This is a genomic window from Kitasatospora sp. CM 4170, from assembly GCF_032110285.1.
Lineage (GTDB): Bacteria > Actinomycetota > Actinomycetes > Streptomycetales > Streptomycetaceae > Kitasatospora > Kitasatospora aburaviensis.
Genome location: NZ_CP134877.1, coordinates 6,803,438 through 6,819,876, shown reverse-complemented (window position 1 = coordinate 6,819,876; position 16,439 = coordinate 6,803,438). Strand labels below are relative to the sequence as shown.

The window sequence follows — 16,439 nt, the reverse complement described above, 5'->3', positions numbered from 1 at the left end:
GGTAAACCTACCAACAGCTGATCAGTACGTGAAATCGGGCCTCGATCAGGTCCGGATCTCCCCCGCATTACCTGGCAGGTAATCGACGCTCACCTCCCCGTCCGCGAAGGTTCTGTCCGTGCCCGGGCAGCCCCGCCCAGGCCCCCTGACCAGCGCAGACGAACGAGGTATCACCATGCCCGCCACCACCGCCCGCACCAGCCTGATCGTCGCCGCCGCGGTCGCCGTAGGCCTCTCCACCGTCACCGCCGTCGCCACCGGGGCTTCCGCCGGCCCGCGGGACACCGGCGTGGAGTGCGCAGAGGTCCGCGCGAAGGTCGACCGCGTGGAGGGCCGGATCACTCCCAACGCCTGCGCCTTCATGAAGCGCCAGCTCGCCTTCGGCGAGGTCCCGACCGGTACCCCGCCGGCGCCCGGCGACCTCTCCCACCCCCGTGTCCAGGCCTACCTCGACATCTTCGACGACGAGGCCACCCTCTGGGAGGCCGGCAGTGCACCGCAGCGCGGCCGCACGGCGATCGGCACCTCGATCACGGGCTCCCTCCGCCTCGCGCCCGACTTCCGCTACCGGGGCACCGAGATCGTGGCCGAGGGCGCGTCGATGATGTTCGGGCAGTGGAACGAGGTCACGCTCAAGGGACACAAGGTGGCCTACCCGCAGGTCGCCCGCAACGTCCTGGGCGACTACGGCAAGACCATCCAGGCCCGCCGCTACTACGACCGGTACGAGCTCTTCCGCTACGCCGCCCCCGAGCTGCGCAGCCCGTTCGCCGACATCGCCGATGCCGCGCCGGCCCAGCCCCAGAACAGCCGCAACCGCACCCCTGAGCGGTTCCGCGCCGACGAGATCTCCGACCGCCTGACCGCCTGGAACGCCCACGACGCCAAGACGCTCGTCGCCCGCATGGCCGGGGCCTCGCTCACCGCGCCGGGACTGTCCACCCCGCTGACCACCACCGAGGCCAAGGCCGCCTACCTCCAGCGGCTGTTCACCGACGCCCAGGTCACGTTCAAGCCCGGCCAGGCCGCGTTCGGCAGGTCCACCACGTACCTGGAGTGGTACGGCACCGCCACCGTCCTCAAGGGCCGGCCCGACGCGCCCGCAGGCACCGAGATCCCGTTCGGGATCGTCGAGCGCATCGGCCCGGACGGCACCTGGGAGCTGTTCTTCGACTCGCTGCCGATGCTGGCGGACAAGAACCAGATCGGCGGCCTCTTCCAGCGCCTGATGCAGCCCTGACTCTGGGGGCACCGACCTCCACGCCCGTGCTGAACGGCCGCGCCGGAATGTCCCGGCGCGGCCGTTCGTGTCCGCCCCGCCCTCTATGATCACGGCCCGGGGGGAGGCCGCAAGGCCGTCGTGGCACTGCTCTGCCGCCATGCCCGCGCCCCGCCCCGGCGGCGCACCCCGCGTCCGCCGATCCGACGACCGGGAGACGAAGACTCGGTGATACTCACCCAACGACTGGGCCGGAGCCTGCTGGCCGCAGCCTCTGCCCTCGCGCTGGCCGCGGCGCTGCCCGCCGGCCTCGGAGCCGCGCCCGCCGCGGCCGCCGCGGCCGCCGACGGCGTTCCGCCCGTACCGGTGGACCTCAACACCTCGCGCGCCTTCTCGGACACCTTCCAGCAGGACACCTCCCGCAACACCGACCCCCTGTACGGGCTGAACGTCGGGCTCGACGCCCGGCAGGCGCTTCCGGCCGGGAAGCACGGGGTCTCCTACACCCGGGTTTCCGGCCGCTGGGACACCGTGGCGCCGCCGGCCCCGTGGTTCGTCCAGGCCAGCCACCCTGACCACCCCAACAAGCTGCTGTTCACCAGTGGCATCTCCGGCGTCATGCTCGGTGCTCCGGCCATCGCCGACGACACCGGGCACTACACCGTCTCGACCGTGATCGACCCGGTGGTGGGCGACACCGGCAGCGGCGACTGGGGATCGCTGGTCCTCAGCCGCAGCCACCGCAGCACGGGCTACGTCACCGGCGGCGACGTCGACCTCGGTCTCACCGTCACCTCGGCCGGCAAGCTCGCCCTCTTCCACGGCGGAGGCGGCGAAACGCCGTTCTGGACCGGCACCGTGGCGCCCACCGCCCAGTACGCCGTCTCGCTCACCGTCTCCACCGGGGCCGACCGCGCCGTCACCCTCACCGTGAACGGCACCCCGTTCACCGTCTCCGCGCCCGGGACCGTCAACCAGTGGCCGAGCAGCGCCTTCCTCTTCCTCGGCGCCTACCTGTCCGACTCCCACCGGGTGACCACCTTCGGCGACGGCGCCGGCCACGGCCTGAACGTCAGCAACGTCGACACCAGCTCCAACACCAGCGCCAAGCCCCTCGTCGACACCTTCGACGGCGCGCCCAACGCCACCGCCGACTTCGGGCTGAACCAGGACCTCAGCGCCCGCCAGCCCAGCCTGATCTCCGCCAACTACACCGCCGTCTCGGGCGTGAAGGGCGTGGCCGGCGACCCGGCCCCCGGCTCGGTGCAGGTCAACAGCCCGGCCCACCCGAACGTGCTCTCCTTCCCCAAGAGCACCGCGGCCGTCCGGCTCAACAAGCCTGCCACCGCCGACCTTTCCGGCCAGTACACCGTGCACGCGGCTCTGACCCCGGTGGTCGGCAGCACCAGCGGCCAGGACTGGGCCTCCCTCGCCGTCAGCAACGCCTCCGGGGCCACTGGCGCCGTGGACGCCGAGGACGTCGCCCTCGGCCTGCGCGTCCAGGCCGACGGCGGGCTCGCCCTCTACCAGGGCGGCACGCCGACCGCACTGCCGACCGTCCCCGCAGCAGCCTCGTACGACGTCTCGGTCACCCTCGCGACCGGCGACAGGCAGCAGGCGACCGTCAGGGTCAACGGCTCCACGGTCTTCGCCGGCCACACCGCCGCCCAGCTGCCCCGCGACGGCTACGTCTCGCTCGGCGCCCACCACTCGGCGCCCGGCCAGGTCACCACCGCGGACGACCTGCGGATCTCGATGCTCGGCGGCCTCGGCTACTACGGGTACTACGACATCCGCGACCCGGACCCGAACGACAACAACGGCGTCAACCACGCGCCCGAGGTGGCACCGTGGACCAACTTCAACGGCTACATCCGCGGCAATGACCCCCGGGTCGACTTCCTGGACAACTGCCTCCCGGCGTCCTGCACCATCGACGTCAACAACGAGGTGGTGATCCAACGAGCCACCGACCACGACAGGTTCGACCCGAACCCGGACGCAAGGACGAACCTCGACGCGCTGGTCGAGCGCATCGGCTCGAACATGGACAAGATCGCTGCCGTCGACCTCACCGACGAGGCCTACTGGCGGGGTCTGAGCGCCGCCCAGGTGCAGGCGCAGGCGAAGCTGATCAAGGACGTGTTCCCGGGCAAGATGCTGATCCTCAGCTATGCCTACACGGACATCTCGCCGGGGCATCCCGCCCCGCCGGAGGTCGACATCGTCGGCCTCGACGACTACTGCGTGGGCCGTGGCAGGATCCATGACGAGCTGGACGAGTTGAAGCGCCTGCTGTCCTCTCCGGACCAGCATCTGATGCTCTTCCCGGAGTCCATCCAGGTCTACACCTACTGCAAGACGGATGCGGACATCGCGGCGACCAACGCCGAGTACCGCGCGATCGCCGCGCAGGACCCGCGCATCGTCTACCTGCAGAACTTCCGGTGGCTCGGCCCGGACCAGCCGAACCAGTACCCCCGGACCGTGGCCACCGAGCGGGCGATCGGCACGGCCGTCGTCAACGCCACGCCCACGCCGCGGCCCGCCTCGGTCGGCGTGTACCGGCCGTCGGACGGCAGCTTCAGCCAGGCCGCCCACAACGGCGTGTTCACCGGCTCGACCGTCCTCCCCGGCACCCACCAGACCGACGACGTCCCGCTGACCGGCCACTGGAACGGACCGGGCACCGACACCCCCGGCGTGTACCACCCCGCCACCCGGACCTTCGAGCTCTCCAACGGCAACGGCACCACCGCCACCCACCAGTTCGGCGACACCGGTGACGTCCCGCTGGTCGGCGACTGGAGCGGACAGGGCCGGACCACGATCGGCGTCTACCGCCCCAGCGACCAGACCTTCTACCTCTCCGACGACAACGCCACCACCAAGTACCGGATGAAGCTGGGCAATCCGGGCTGGAAGCCGCTGATCGGCGACTGGGACGGCAACGGCACCACCACCGTCGCCGTCTACGACCCGGCGACCCAGAACTTCTACCTCAACGACTCCAACGAGACGGAGAACGTGCGGCCCGCGATCAGGTTCGGCAACCCGGGCGACGTCCCGATCAAGGGTGACTGGGACGGCACCGGCAAGGAGACCATCGGCGTCTACCGACCCGGTGACCAGACCTTCTACGGCGCCGCCGAGAACAGCAACCTGGTGATCTACAGCGCGAAGTTCGGCAACTGGGGCGACCGCCCGCTGGTGGGCAACTGGGGCTGACACCCCCCGACCCACTCCCGAACGAACGAGCGGCCGCGTCGGAATCTCCGGCGCGGCCGTTCGTATCCACCCTCTATGATCCCGCCCCGGGGGAAGGCCGCTGAGCTGGTGCGACACCGCCGTGTCCGCTCCCCTCGGCGATGCACACCCGTGCCGCCGACCCGACGACCGGGAGAAGAAGACTCGGTGACACTCACTCAACGCCTGGGACGCGGGCTGCTGGCCGGCGCCTCGGCGCTCGCGCTGGCCGCTGCGCTGCCCGCCGGCCTCGGAGCCACGCCGGCCGCGGCCGCCGACGGCGTTCCGCCCGTACCGGTGGACCTCAACACCTCGCGCGCCTTCTCGGACACCTTCCAGCTGGACCCGTCCCTGGACACCGATCCGCTGTACGGGCTGAACGTCGGGCTCGACGCCCGGCAGTCGCCGCCGGCCGGGCAGCACGGGATCTCCTACACCCGGGTCTCCGGACGCTGGGACACCGCGACGCCGCCCGAACAGTGGTTCGTCCAGGCCGGCCACCCGGACCACCCGAACCGGATGCTCTTCGCCAAGGGCGTCTCCGCGGTCATGCTCGGCGCGCCGGCCGTCGCCGACGCCACCGGCCGCTACACCGTCTCGACGGTGATCGACCCGGTGGTCGGGGACACCGGCAGTGCGGACTGGGGCTCGATCGTGCTGAGCCGCAGCCACCGCAGCAACGGCTACGTCACCGGCGCGGACGTCGACCTCGGCCTCACCGTCACCTCGGCCGGCAAGCTCGCCCTCTTCCACGGCGGGGGCGGGGAGACCCCGTTCTGGACGGGCACCGTGGCACCGACCGCCCAGTACGCCGTCTCGCTCGCCGTCTCCACCGGGGCCGACCGCGCCGTCACCCTGACCGTGAACGGCACGCCCTTCACCGTCTCCGCGCCGGCCGGGGTGACCCGGTGGCCGAGCAGCGCCTTCCTCTACCTCGGCGCCTACCTCTCCACCGAGGACCGCGTCACCACCTTCGGCGACGGCGCCGGCCACGGTCTGAACGTCAGCAAGGTCGACACCGGTGCCACCCACAGCGCCAAGCCGCTCGTCGACACCTTCGACGGCGCACCCAGCGCCACCGCCGACTTCGGGCTCAACCAGGACCTCAGCGCCCGCCAGCCCAGCCTGATCTCCGCCAACTACACCGCCGTCTCGGGCGTCAAGGGCCTGGCCCTCAACCCGCCGACAGGCTCGGTGCAGGTCAACAGCCCGGCCCACCCCAACGTGCTCTCCTTCCCCAAGGGCACCACGGCCGTCCGCCTGAACAAGCCGGCAACCTCGGACGTCCCGACCGGCGCCTACACGGTGCACGCCGTCCTGACCCCGGTGGTCGGCAGCACCAGCGGCCAGGACTGGGCCTCCCTCGCCGTCAGCAACGCCTCCGGCGGCACGGGCGCCGTGGACGCCGAGGACGTCGCCCTCGGCCTGCGCGTCCAGGCCGACGGCGGGCTGACGCTCTTCCAGGGCGGCACGCCGACCGCACTGCCGGCCGTCCCCGCAGCGGCCTCGTACGACGTGTCGGTCGCGCTGGCGACCGGCGACAAGCAGCAGGCGACCGTCAAGGTCAACGGCTCCACGGTCTTCTCCGGCCACACCGCCGCCCAGCTGCCCCGCGACGGCTACGTCTCGCTCGGCGCCCACCACTCGGCGGCCGGCCAGGTCACCACGGTCGACGATCTGCGGGTCTCCATGCTGGGCGGGCTCGGCTACTACGGGTTCTTCGACATCCGGGACCCCGACTGGCCGAACTACGGCGCCAACCACGCGCCCGAGGTGTCGTCGTTCACCAACTTCAACACCTTCAACCGCGGCACCGACCCGCGGCTGGAGTTCCTGGACCAGTGCCGACCGGCCTCCTGCGTGATCGACCTCAACCAGGAGACCGTCCTCCCGCGCGACCCTGCGACGGACACGTGGACCTTCAAGCCGAACCCGAACGCCGCACAGAACCTCGCCGCCCTGGTGCAGCGCATCGGCTCGAACATGGACAAGATCTCGGCCGTCAACGTGAGTGACGAGCCCTACTCGCACGGTCTGACCCCCGCCGAGGTCCAAACGCAGGCGGACCAGATCAAGGCCGTCTTCCCGGACAAGCTGATGGTCATGAGCCTCGACCACTGGAACGTCGAGCAGACGGCGCCGATCCCCGCGGCCGTCGACATCGTCGGCTTCGACTACTACTGCGTGGGCCGGGGCGAGATCCAGCCGCGGCTCGCCAATCTCAAGACCTTCCTGTCCTCGCCCGACCAGCACCTGATGCTCTTCCCGGAGTCCACCAACCAGCAGGGTGTCGCCGACGGCTGCTACGGCGGCAAGACCGACGCCGAGGTCGCGGCGTTCAACGACGAGTACCGCGCGATCGCCGCACAGGACCCGCGCGTCGTCTACCTGCAGAACTTCCGCTGGCTCGGCCCCGACCAGCCGAACAAGGTGCCGCTGACCGTCGCCGCGCAGCAGCGGATCGGCAAGGCCGTCGTGAACGCCACGCCCACGCCGCGGCCCGCCTCGGTCGGCGTGTACCGGCCGTCGGACGCCAGCTTCGGCGAGGCCGCCCACAACGGCTGGTTCACCGGCCGGACGGTGTTCGGCGGCGGCGGCAACGCCGTCCCGCTGACGGGCCACTGGAACGGACCGGGCACCGACACCATCGGGGTCTACCACCCCGCCACGGCGACCTTCCAGCTCTCGAACGACAACGCCACGGTCGCCGCCACCTTCCCGTTCGGGGTCCCCGGTGACGTCCCGCTGGTCGGCGACTGGAGCGGCCAGGGCCGGACCACCGTCGGCGTCTACCGCCCCAGCGACCAGACCTTCTACCTCTCGGACGACAACTCGTCCGTCAAGTACCGTATCCCGCTGGGAAATGCGGGCTGGAAGCCCCTGGTCGGCGACTGGGACGGCAACGGCACCACCACCGTCGCCGTCTACGACCCGAGCACCCAGCTGTTCTACCTGAACGACTCCAACCAGGCGGAGAACGTGCGGCCCGCGATCAAGTTCGGCAACCCGGGCGACGTCCCGATCAAGGGCGACTGGGACGGCACCGGCAAGGAGACCATCGGCGTCTACCGACCCGGTGACCAGACCTTCTACGGCGCCGCCGAGAACAGCAACCTGGTGATCTACAGCAAGAAGTTCGGCAACCCGGGCGATATCCCGCTCGTGGGCAACTGGGGCTGACGCCCCGCCCGACCGTGCACCCGCCCCACCGTGCGCCCTCCCGATCGCGTCACGGCGATCGGGAGGGCGCTCCTCGTCCGGGTGGGCCGCCGCTACTCGGCGACCACCGTCGTGGGCGTCCCGCCGGTCAGCCTCAGCAGCTCGTCGTAGGTCATCGGCACCACGGTGTGCGGGTGGCCGGCGGCCGCCCAGACCACCTCGTGACCGGCCAGCGCGACGTCCACGACGGTGCGCAGCGGGGCCGGGTGGCCGGTCGGGGCCACGCCGCCGATGGCCTGGCCGGTGGCCTCGCGGACCTGGTCGGCGCCGGCCCGGGTGATCGGGCCGGTGCCCAACTGCCCGGCCAGGTGGGCCGGGTCGACGCGGTGGGCGCCGCTGGTCATGACCAGCAGGGGCGCACCGTCGCACTGGAAGACCAGGCTGTTGGCGATGGCGCCGACCTCGCAGCCGAGAGCGGCGGCCGCTTCGGCGGCGGTGCGGGCGGAGTCCGGGAGGACGCGGATCCGGCCGGTCAGGCCGGCGGCCGCGAGGGCGTCGGCGACGGCCCGGCTGCGGGCGGGCAGGTCGGAGGGGCTGGACGTCATGCCGCCATCCTGCCCCGGGCCGGTGTACGGGATCGACTTCTTCCCCGTGTTCTTCACGGTGCCCGGCGCCGTGCCTGCGGCCGGAGCCGGGCCGGACCGCAGTGCAGCTGACCGCGCGCGCCCGACGGCACTCAGGACCGCCCGTACCCCGGCCGCGAGGACGGAGGAGTCGCGTCCGGCGCCCCAGACCACCTGGCCGCCGACCCCGCCACCCCCGCCGGCCCCACCTTCCCCGCCGACCCCGCCGGCGCCGCCGACCCGGGCCTCCACGTAGGCGACGGCATCCGCGTCCGGTCCGGTGCGGACGGCGTGCTCGGTGAAGCGCAGGATGTCCACGGGCGTCCCGGCCGCGGCCAGGGCCGCCGTGACGGCGTCCAGCGGGCCGTTGCCCCCGCCCCGGTGGACCGGGCCGCCCGCCAGGGACAGCTCCGCCCAGTGCCGGCCGGGCCCGTCCTCCCCGGTGCGCCAGACCGCGGGCGGCGCCGCGTCCAGGTAGGCCGCGCGGAACAGTGCGTACAGCTCGTCCGCGGTGACCTCGCGCCCGCTGTCGTCGGTCGACTCCTGGACCACCCGGGAGAACTCGATCTGCAGCCGCCGGGGCAGCTCCAGGCCGTGCCCGCTCTGCAGCAGGTAGGCGATGCCGCCCTTGCCGGACTGGCTGTTGACCCGGATCACCGCCTCGTAGCCGCGGCCCAGGTCGGCCGGGTCGATCGGCAGGTAGGGGACGTCCCACGGGGCCCGGTCGGCCGGGACGCCGAGGTCGGCGGCGCGCTTGGCGTGGTGGGCGAACCCCTTCTTGATGGCGTCCTGGTGGGTGCCGGAGAAGGCGGTGTGGACGAGGTCGCCGACGTAGGGGTGGCGCTCGGGCACGGGCAGGCGGTTGCAGTGCTCGACGGTGCGGCGGATCTCGTCGATGTCGGAGAAGTCGATCATCGGGTCGACGCCCTGGGTGTGCAGGTTGAGGGCGAGCGTCACCAGGTCGACGTTGCCGGTCCGCTCGCCGTTGCCGAAGAGGCAGCCCTCGATCCGCTGCGCGCCGGCCAGCAGGGCGAGTTCGGCGCAGGCGACGCCGGTGCCGCGGTCGTTGTGCGGGTGGACGGAGAGGATCACCGAGCCGCGGCGGTCCAGGTGGCGGTGCATGTACTCGATCTGGTCGGCGTAGACGTTCGGCGTGGCGATCTCCACCGTGGCGGGCAGGTTGTGGATGACCGGGCGGTCGGGGCTCGCGTCCCACAGGGCGGTGACGGTGTTGCAGACCTCCAGGACGTAGTCCGGCTCGGTCAGGTTGAACACCTCGGGCGAGAACTCGAAGCGCAGGCCGGGGCGATGCTCGGCGCGCCGGGCGATGTGCTCGGCGGCCCCGGTCACCAGCGCGCGCACCTCGGCGCGGTCGCGGCCGAGCACGACGTCGCGCCAGGCCGGGGCGGTGGCGGTGTAGAGGTGGACGACGACGCTGGGCAGGCCCTCGACGGACTCGAAGGTGCGGTCGATCAGGTCCGCCCGGGCGGCGGTGAAGACCACGACGGTGACGTCCTCGGGGACGGCCCCGGGGGTGGTGGCCAGGCGGCGGACGAAGTCGAAGTCGGTGCGGCTGGCGGAGGGGTAGCCGACCTCGACCTCCTTGAAGCCCATGGCCAGGAAGAGGTCGAACATGCGCTGCTTGCGCGCCGGGTCCATCGGCTCGGCCAGCGCCTGGTTGCCGTCCCGCAGGTCGACCGGCACCCAGAGCGGGGCCCGCTCGATCCGGCGGGAGGGCCACTGCCGGTCCGCCCCGGACGGCAGGGGGACGCGCTCGTGGGCGGGTCGGTAGCGGTGGCTCGGCATGGCGCTGCCGCGCTGCGGGTTCCAGGCGGGCGCGGCGTCCGGGACGGGGCCGGCGGGCGTGCGCAGGGTGGGGAATCGCATCGGTGGGGTCCTTCGTACGAGGTGGTACCGAGGACGGACCGGCAGCACGGCGCCCCGCAGCGGGGCGCCGATCCGGTCAGACCCCGCTGCGGCCACCAAGGAGGAGACGCCACGTCTGCATGGGCGTACCGTACCCCGGGCCCGTCGCCGTCCGTACCGGCTTCCACGGAGCGGACACACCCTCCGGCGGTGACTACCACATCACCCGTACATGATCACCAAGGTTACGCCCCGTCACGCCCGCACCGGTCGATACCTGGCCCCCGTATGAGTTTTTGACGTGCCGTGGGCCGCCTCAAGGGTGCTTCGGAGGCGGACGATTAACCGGAGCATGACATTCTGTCAAGGAAGTGTGTGCACCTCGCCCAGACACCGAACAGGCTTTCACTCCTATCACACGGTATGACTAGTATCGCCTCGTCATATAGCCCGTGCCCGGACGGTCCGGCTCCACCAGGCCGACCGCCAGCCCCTAGGAGTCTGCTCTGCGCGCGCGTGCGAATCGGCGTTCCCGGACGCCGAAGGCCCCCCGCAGGCGTCCGCGCCTGTCACTGCGGACGGCACTGCTCGTTCTGGCCATCGTCCCCAGCATCGCCCTCACCGCCATCTGGGCGGCCACCAGCGGCCACACCTTCCTGGACTTCCGGAGACAGGCGGACCAGGGCACGCTGGCCAAGAAGGCCGGAAAGCCGTCCAACCACGTCTACTACAACCTCCAGGAGGAACGCCGACTCACCACCGAGGCGCTCGCCCGGCCCGGCAGCGTCACCGACGCGTTACGCCGCCAGCGCCAACTCACCGACGACGCGGTGCGGGAGTTCCGACGGGTCTCCGACGAGATCGCCGACGGCGCGCCCGCCGAGATCCGCACCGCCGCCGCCGAGGCGCGGCAGGCGATGGACAAGCTGGCCGACCAGCGCGCGGTGGTCGACCGCGCCGCCGTCGACCAGCAGGCCGTCTACACGTACTTCACCGACCTGATCGCCGTCGACCTGCGGATGTTCACCGAGCTGAGCCGCATCGACAACGGCGAGGTCACCTGGACCTCCAGGGCGCTGGTGAGCTCCCTCTGGGCCAAGGAGATGCTCTCCCGCGAGGACGCGATCCTGGCCCGCGGCTGGCCCTCCGGCAAGCTCGCCGTCGCCGACTACCAGCAGGTGCAGCAGGCCATCAGCACCCAGGACTACCTCTTCAACCTGCAGATCGTGCCGTTCGTCCCGGCCCAGGAGGTCGACGCCTGGCACGAGGTGATGAACAGTCCGGTCTGGCGCAACAAGATCGCCGTCGAGCAGGCGCTGCTCCGCCCGGTCACCGCCGACGCCTCCGGCTCGGTCAAGCTGCCGGCCTCCCAGGAGCAGTGGCGTCAGGCCGTCGACCAGATCAACCCGCAGCTGGTGATCGTCATCGACACCCGCACCGACGACGTGGTCGAGGTCAGCAGGAGTTCCTTCCTCTCGCTGCTCTCCCGCTTCGTGCAGACCACCATCGCCGGCCTGCTCGCCGTCATCGTGGTGGTCATCACCAGCTGGCGGCTGACCCGCTCGATGCGCCGCCGGATCAAGGACCTCCAGGGCCAGGCCCAGGAGCTGGAGCTCACCCTGCCCGAGGTCGTCGAGCGGCTCTCCAGGGGGGAGCAGGTCGACGTCGAGGCCGAGACCCGCGCCATCACGGCCGGGGAGCACGGCAAGGGCAACGACGAGCTCGCCCGCCTCGGCCAGGCGCTCAACCTGGCCCGCACCTCGGCGCTGGCGACCTCCGTCCGGCAGGCCGAACAGCACCGCGGCTTCGAGCGGCTGCTCCAGCGCATCGCCCGCCGCACCCAGCTGCTGATCGGTCAGCAGCTGCGCAAGCTGGACGAGTTGGAGCGCAAGTACGACGACCCAGAGGTGCTGGAGGGCCTGTTCGACCTCGACCACCTCACCTCGCGCCTGCGCCGGTACGAGGAGAACCTCGTCATCATGGCCGGCGGCCAGCCGCAGCGGAAGTGGCGCAAGCCCGTCCCGCTGCTGGACGTGCTGCGCGCCGCGCAGGGCGAGGTGCAGGACTACCGGCGGATCATGGTCGACGTCGAGGGCCACCCGTGGATCTCGGAGCGGGCGGTCGGCCCGGTCGCGCACGTGATCGCGGAGCTGATGGAGAACGCGGCGACCTTCTCCAAGCCCCCGACCCCGGTCGAGGTGCGCGCCGCCATGGTCGGCCGCGGCCTCGCCGTGGAGATCGAGGACCGCGGGCTCGGGATGGACCCCGAACAGTACGACGCGGCCAACGAACTGATGAGCCGTCCGCCCCGGATGGACGTGCTCGCCCGGGCGAACGACATCCGGCTCGGCTTCTACGTGGTCGCCCGGCTGGCGGCCAACACCGGGCTGCAGATCGAGTTCCGGCCGTCGGCCTTCGGCGGCACCCGGGTGGTCGTGCTGGTCCCCGCCGAGCTGGTCATCGACGGCGATGCGGGCCTTCCGGACGCCACACCGGTGGAGCCGATCCCGCTCGCCCGGCGCACGCGCAAGGCGGCGCTCGCCGCGCTGACGGCGGGCGCGGACGCGCCGGCGGCCGGCGGTGAGCCGATGGGGAGCCTGGCAGCAGGTGCTGCGGCGGGCTCCGAGGCCGGCACCGGTCACGGACCGCTGGGCGGACCGGGCGACGGCCGGCTGTCCGACTCCGCGGTCGAGCCGCCGGAGACCGTGCTGGGCCCGTCGGCCGCCGCGGTGGCACCCGTCGAGGCCTTCGCGCACGTCGAGTACATCCAGCCGCTCGACTCCGAGCCGGTCGAGCACCGCTCCCCGGCCGACACCCCGGCCGCGGGCCCGCACGGCGGGTACGACCGGGTGGACGGGTTCGGCGGTGACAGGTTCGGCGGTGACGGATTCGACGGCGACGGGTACGACTCGGTGTTCGACGCCAGGCGCGCCCCCGTCCCGGCCCTGGCCGGGCACGACACCCCGTCCGACGCCCTCGCCGGCTACGGCGGGACGGCCGGGCAGTCCGTGGAGCCGGACCGGTCCGGGCAGTCCGAGCAGGGGTTCCTGCCCGCTCAGCCCGGGTACGCCGGCACGGACCACGCCACCCCGGTCCACGCCGGCCCCGAGCACGCCGCACCGGCCCACGGCGCCCCGCCCACCCCGGGCGCGCCCGCGTACGACGCGCCGGCCTACCCGGACATCGCCTACGCCAAGGTGACCGCCGCCGAGGCCCCGTACGCCGACGAGCAGTACCGGCCGGCCGAGCACTACCGCCTCGCCGAGCGGCGCGAGTACGCCCCGTCGGTCCCCTACAGCGCGCCGGCCGACGGCCAGCCGCCGCTGCCGCAGCGGGTTCGCCAGGCCAGCCTGGCGGCCGAGCTGCGCGTGCCGCCGCCGGCCCGGGCCGACACCGCGCCCGCCGCCGGCTACGGCGGCGTGCACGGCACGCTGCCCGGCACGGCCGGCACGGCCGGTTCGTCCGGCGACGCGGTGGGCCCGGTCGGGCGCCCCCGCCCGACGCGCTCCGGCGCGGCGATCGGCGCCTTCCAGCGCCAGTCCCGCGCGGCCCGCGTCCAGGAGCCCGGCGAGACCCACCTCCCGGCCGCCGCCGGCCCCCGCCGCCGGTCCCTCCCGGCGCCCCCCGGCCCGCCCACCGACCCCCCGACCTCCGCGCCGGGCCCCTCGCCCTGGGCCCTGCCCGCCGCGGATCCCCGAACCACCAGGACGGATGACCAATCATGAATCGCACGATCGCCACCCACCAGGACCTGGACTGGCTGCTGGACGGACTCGTCGACTCGGTGGCCGGGACCAGAAGCGCCGTCCTGCTCTCCGACGACGGCCTGGTCGTCAGCCACTCCCGCACCATCGACCGGGCCGACGCCGAGCGCCTGGCGGCCGTCGCCACCGGCCAGCAGAGCCTGGCCCGGGGCGTCGGCCAGCTGTTCGACGGCGGGCCGGTGCACCAGGTCATCGTCGAGCTGTCCGAGGTCTGGCTGTTCGTCATCACCGCCGCCCAGGGCACCCACCTGGCCGTCGTCGCCTCCCAGGAGGTCGACGCCGAGGTGATGTCGGTGGCCATGCACACCCTGGTGCAGCAGGTCGGCCAGAAGCTGACCACCCCGGTCCGCGGCGAGTTCGACGCCTTCGCGGCCAGGAACCGGGGTTGATGACCCGGTGATCCCGCACTGGAGCGAGGCGGTCGACGAGGACGGGGACGACGGCGCGGAGTCGATGGTGCGCCCGTACACCATCACCCGCGGCCGGACCACCCCCGAACGCGACGACCTCACCCTGATCACGGTGCTGACCACCGTCGAGGACGAGGCCCGCGCGGCCCTGGCCCGGGGCTCCCGTCCCGGGTCGCGCGGGCTGCAGCCCGAGCACCGGCTGATCCTGGAGCGCTGCCGCCGCCCGGCCGCCGTCGCCGAGGTGGCGGCCGGGCTGGACCTGCCGGTCTCGGTCACCAAGATCCTCCTCGGCGACCTGGTCTCCCACGGCCTGCTGCTGGCCCGGGCCCCGCTCGCGGTGGCCCGGGCCGGCGGGGGCGTCGACCTCGGCCTGCTGACGGCCGTACGCGAAGGACTCCGGAGGCTCTGAACCATGGCACCGACCGCACCCCTCTCCCCGACCTCACCCCTCCCCTCGACCGCGCCGCTCCCCTCCGCGGCGTCCGGCGCCCCCAGCGCACCGGCGGCCGTCAAGATCCTCATCGCCGGCGGCTTCGGCGTCGGCAAGACCACCCTGGTCGGCTCGGTCAGCGAGGTCGCCCCGCTGCGCACCGAGGAGTACCTGACCCGCGCCAGCGTGGGGGTGGACGACCTGTCCGGCGTGGACAGCAAGGACACCACCACCGTCGCCCTGGACTTCGGCCGGATCACCGTCAACCCCGACCTGGTGGTCTACCTGTTCGGCACGCCCGGCCAGGAGCGCTTCTGGTTCATGTGGAACGACCTGGTGAACGGCGCGCTCGGCGGGATCGTCATCGCCGACACCCGCCGGCTGGAGACCAGCTTCGCCTCGATCGACTTCTTCGAGAGCCGGGGCATCCCGTTCGTGGTGGCGATCAACTGCTTCCACGGGCAGAACACCCGCACCCTGGACGAGATCCGGGCCGCGCTCGACCTCGACCCGCAGGTGCCGATGCTCCTCGGTGACGTGCGCGAGCGCGCCTTCGGGCGGGACCTGCTGCTGGCCCTGGTGGACCACCTGATGGACCTCGCCGCCGTCCGGGCCGAGCCGCTCGGCTGAGCGGCCCGGACTCCCCGCCCGGGCCGTCGACCGGTCCGGCCCCGCGTCGGTGGCCGCGCGGGGCCGGGGCGGGCCGGTGGGGATCAGCCCGCTCGACGCGGCGGCGCCGGAGCGGGCGGCCGGGTCGGCGGCGGCGGAGGGGCCGGCAGCGGCCGTGCCGTGGCGATCGCGTGCCGGCGCTCCCAGACCGCGGCCGAGATCCGGGCCAGCAGCCGGGCCGCCGGATCGTCCTCGTCCTGCCCGGAGGCCAACGGCCCGGTGTAGCAGACCGCGAGCAGGTACGGCGGGCAGTCGGGCGGGTGGACCAGGCCGACGCCGTGCCGCGCGCCGGGGATCCAGCCGTTCTTGAAGGCGATCCGCGTCCCCGGCGGCAGGCCCGCCGCCAGGTCCACCCGGAACGCGTTGCGCTCCAGCAGCGCGGTCAGCTCCGGCTCGTCGGCGACGGACTGCATCAGCCGGACCAGGTCGCGCGCGCTCACCCGGTTCTGCACGCCCGCGTCCCGCGCCGCGTAGTCCTCGATGCCGCGCGGACTGCCGCTGCCGCTCGCCCCTGCCCGGCGCCAGACCTCGGCGACGGCCTCGGGCCCGACCCGGGCGAGGCAGAGGTTGGTGGCGAGGTTGGACGAGTGCGTGATCATCCGCTCGGCGAGGGTGCGCAGCGGCGCCGACCCGCCGAGCAGACCCCAGGGCACCGGGTCGCTGTCCCAGTCCGGGTCGTTGGCGAACTCGCCGCCGACGGCCGAGGCGAAGCGGTTCAGGACGGGGATCTCGGCGTCGAGGTCCGCCCCGCTGCGGTGCAGCGCCGCCAGGACGGCCACCTTCATCGTGCTCGCCGCGTCGTGCAGCTCGTCTCCGGCCCGAACGAACACCGGCTCGCCGTGCCGGGGTGCCACCACCACAGAAACCATGCCCGCCCCCGTTCCCGAGCGGCACGCCGCGCAAACCGCCCCGGCCCCGGCAGTGCCCCCGCCCGCCCCTCGGCCGGGCACCGCCTCGCAAGGTGTCCGCACGTTCGCACCGTGCCCGTACCGTCGCACCGTGCCCGCACGCTGAACCGCGGTGGCCGTGCCTCCGGGAGGGGGAGGCACGGAC

The 16,439-nt window shown here is 73.0% G+C and carries 9 protein-coding genes and 1 pseudogene; 7 read left to right on the top strand and 3 right to left on the bottom strand.

Annotation, left to right across the window (positions count from 1 at the left end):
• Positions 1-175 precede the first annotated feature (175 nt).
• The 3 genes from RMN57_RS28810 to RMN57_RS28800 all read left to right on the top strand — a co-directional run bounded on the left by RMN57_RS28810 (position 176) and on the right by RMN57_RS28800 (position 7,645).
• On the top strand, positions 176-1,240 hold the full coding sequence (locus RMN57_RS28810) for a hypothetical protein (protein ID WP_313766196.1): 1,065 nt from the start codon (positions 176-178) through the stop codon (positions 1,238-1,240).
• 207 nt (positions 1,241-1,447) lie between these two features.
• Positions 1,448-4,447, top strand: a complete 3,000-nt coding sequence (locus RMN57_RS28805) for a hypothetical protein (protein ID WP_313766195.1) — start codon at positions 1,448-1,450, stop codon at positions 4,445-4,447.
• 186 nt (positions 4,448-4,633) lie between these two features.
• A complete protein-coding gene (locus tag RMN57_RS28800; RefSeq protein ID WP_313766194.1) occupies positions 4,634-7,645 on the top strand; it encodes a hypothetical protein in 3,012 nt (1,003 codons plus the stop codon).
• Positions 7,646-7,737: 92 nt separating this feature from the next.
• Here RMN57_RS28800 and RMN57_RS37125 read toward each other — a convergent pair whose 3' ends face one another.
• Together RMN57_RS37125 and RMN57_RS28795 are read right to left on the bottom strand one after the other, a co-directional pair.
• Complete coding sequence (locus RMN57_RS37125) at positions 7,738-8,229, bottom strand: YbaK/EbsC family protein (protein ID WP_380233526.1); 492 nt, start codon at positions 8,227-8,229, stop codon at positions 7,738-7,740.
• A gap of 111 nt (positions 8,230-8,340) precedes the next feature.
• Positions 8,341-10,134 (bottom strand): annotated as a pseudogene (locus RMN57_RS28795) (2-isopropylmalate synthase); the annotation flags it as partial.
• A gap of 668 nt (positions 10,135-10,802) precedes the next feature.
• Here RMN57_RS28795 and RMN57_RS28790 point away from each other — a divergent pair.
• The 4 genes from RMN57_RS28790 (at position 10,803) to RMN57_RS28775 (ending at position 15,347) form a co-directional block, all read left to right on the top strand.
• Complete coding sequence (locus RMN57_RS28790; protein WP_380233525.1) at positions 10,803-13,838, top strand: nitrate- and nitrite sensing domain-containing protein; 3,036 nt, start codon at positions 10,803-10,805, stop codon at positions 13,836-13,838.
• Positions 13,835-14,266: a roadblock/LC7 domain-containing protein gene (locus tag RMN57_RS28785; RefSeq protein ID WP_313766192.1), complete on the top strand. Its 432-nt coding sequence runs from the start codon at positions 13,835-13,837 to the stop codon at positions 14,264-14,266. Before RMN57_RS28790 ends, RMN57_RS28785 begins: the two co-directional genes overlap by 4 nt.
• A 64-nt stretch (positions 14,267-14,330) precedes the next feature.
• Positions 14,331-14,696 carry a DUF742 domain-containing protein gene (locus tag RMN57_RS28780; RefSeq protein WP_313768004.1) on the top strand — a complete coding sequence of 122 codons (366 nt, stop codon included), beginning with the start codon at positions 14,331-14,333 and terminating at the stop codon, positions 14,694-14,696.
• 3 nt (positions 14,697-14,699) lie between these two features.
• Positions 14,700-15,347: an ATP/GTP-binding protein gene (locus RMN57_RS28775; protein WP_313766191.1), complete on the top strand. Its 648-nt coding sequence runs from the start codon at positions 14,700-14,702 to the stop codon at positions 15,345-15,347.
• An 83-nt stretch (positions 15,348-15,430) separates the two neighbouring features.
• Here RMN57_RS28775 and RMN57_RS28770 read toward each other — a convergent pair whose 3' ends face one another.
• Positions 15,431-16,255 (bottom strand): serine hydrolase, encoded by an 825-nt coding sequence (locus tag RMN57_RS28770; RefSeq protein WP_313766190.1) that lies wholly within the window; start codon positions 16,253-16,255, stop codon positions 15,431-15,433.
• Positions 16,256-16,439 lie beyond the last annotated feature (184 nt).

Coding starts and splice junctions, on each gene's coding strand:
- RMN57_RS28785 (WP_313766192.1), top strand. CDS start 13,835: ATGAATCGCACGATCGCCACCCACCAGGACCTGGACTGGCTGCTGGAC.
- RMN57_RS28770 (WP_313766190.1), bottom strand. CDS start 16,255: ATGGTTTCTGTGGTGGTGGCACCCCGGCACGGCGAGCCGGTGTTCGTT.
- RMN57_RS37125 (WP_380233526.1), bottom strand. CDS start 8,229: ATGACGTCCAGCCCCTCCGACCTGCCCGCCCGCAGCCGGGCCGTCGCC.
- RMN57_RS28775 (WP_313766191.1), top strand. CDS start 14,700: ATGGCACCGACCGCACCCCTCTCCCCGACCTCACCCCTCCCCTCGACC.
- RMN57_RS28810 (WP_313766196.1), top strand. CDS start 176: ATGCCCGCCACCACCGCCCGCACCAGCCTGATCGTCGCCGCCGCGGTC.
- RMN57_RS28780 (WP_313768004.1), top strand. CDS start 14,331: ATGGTGCGCCCGTACACCATCACCCGCGGCCGGACCACCCCCGAACGC.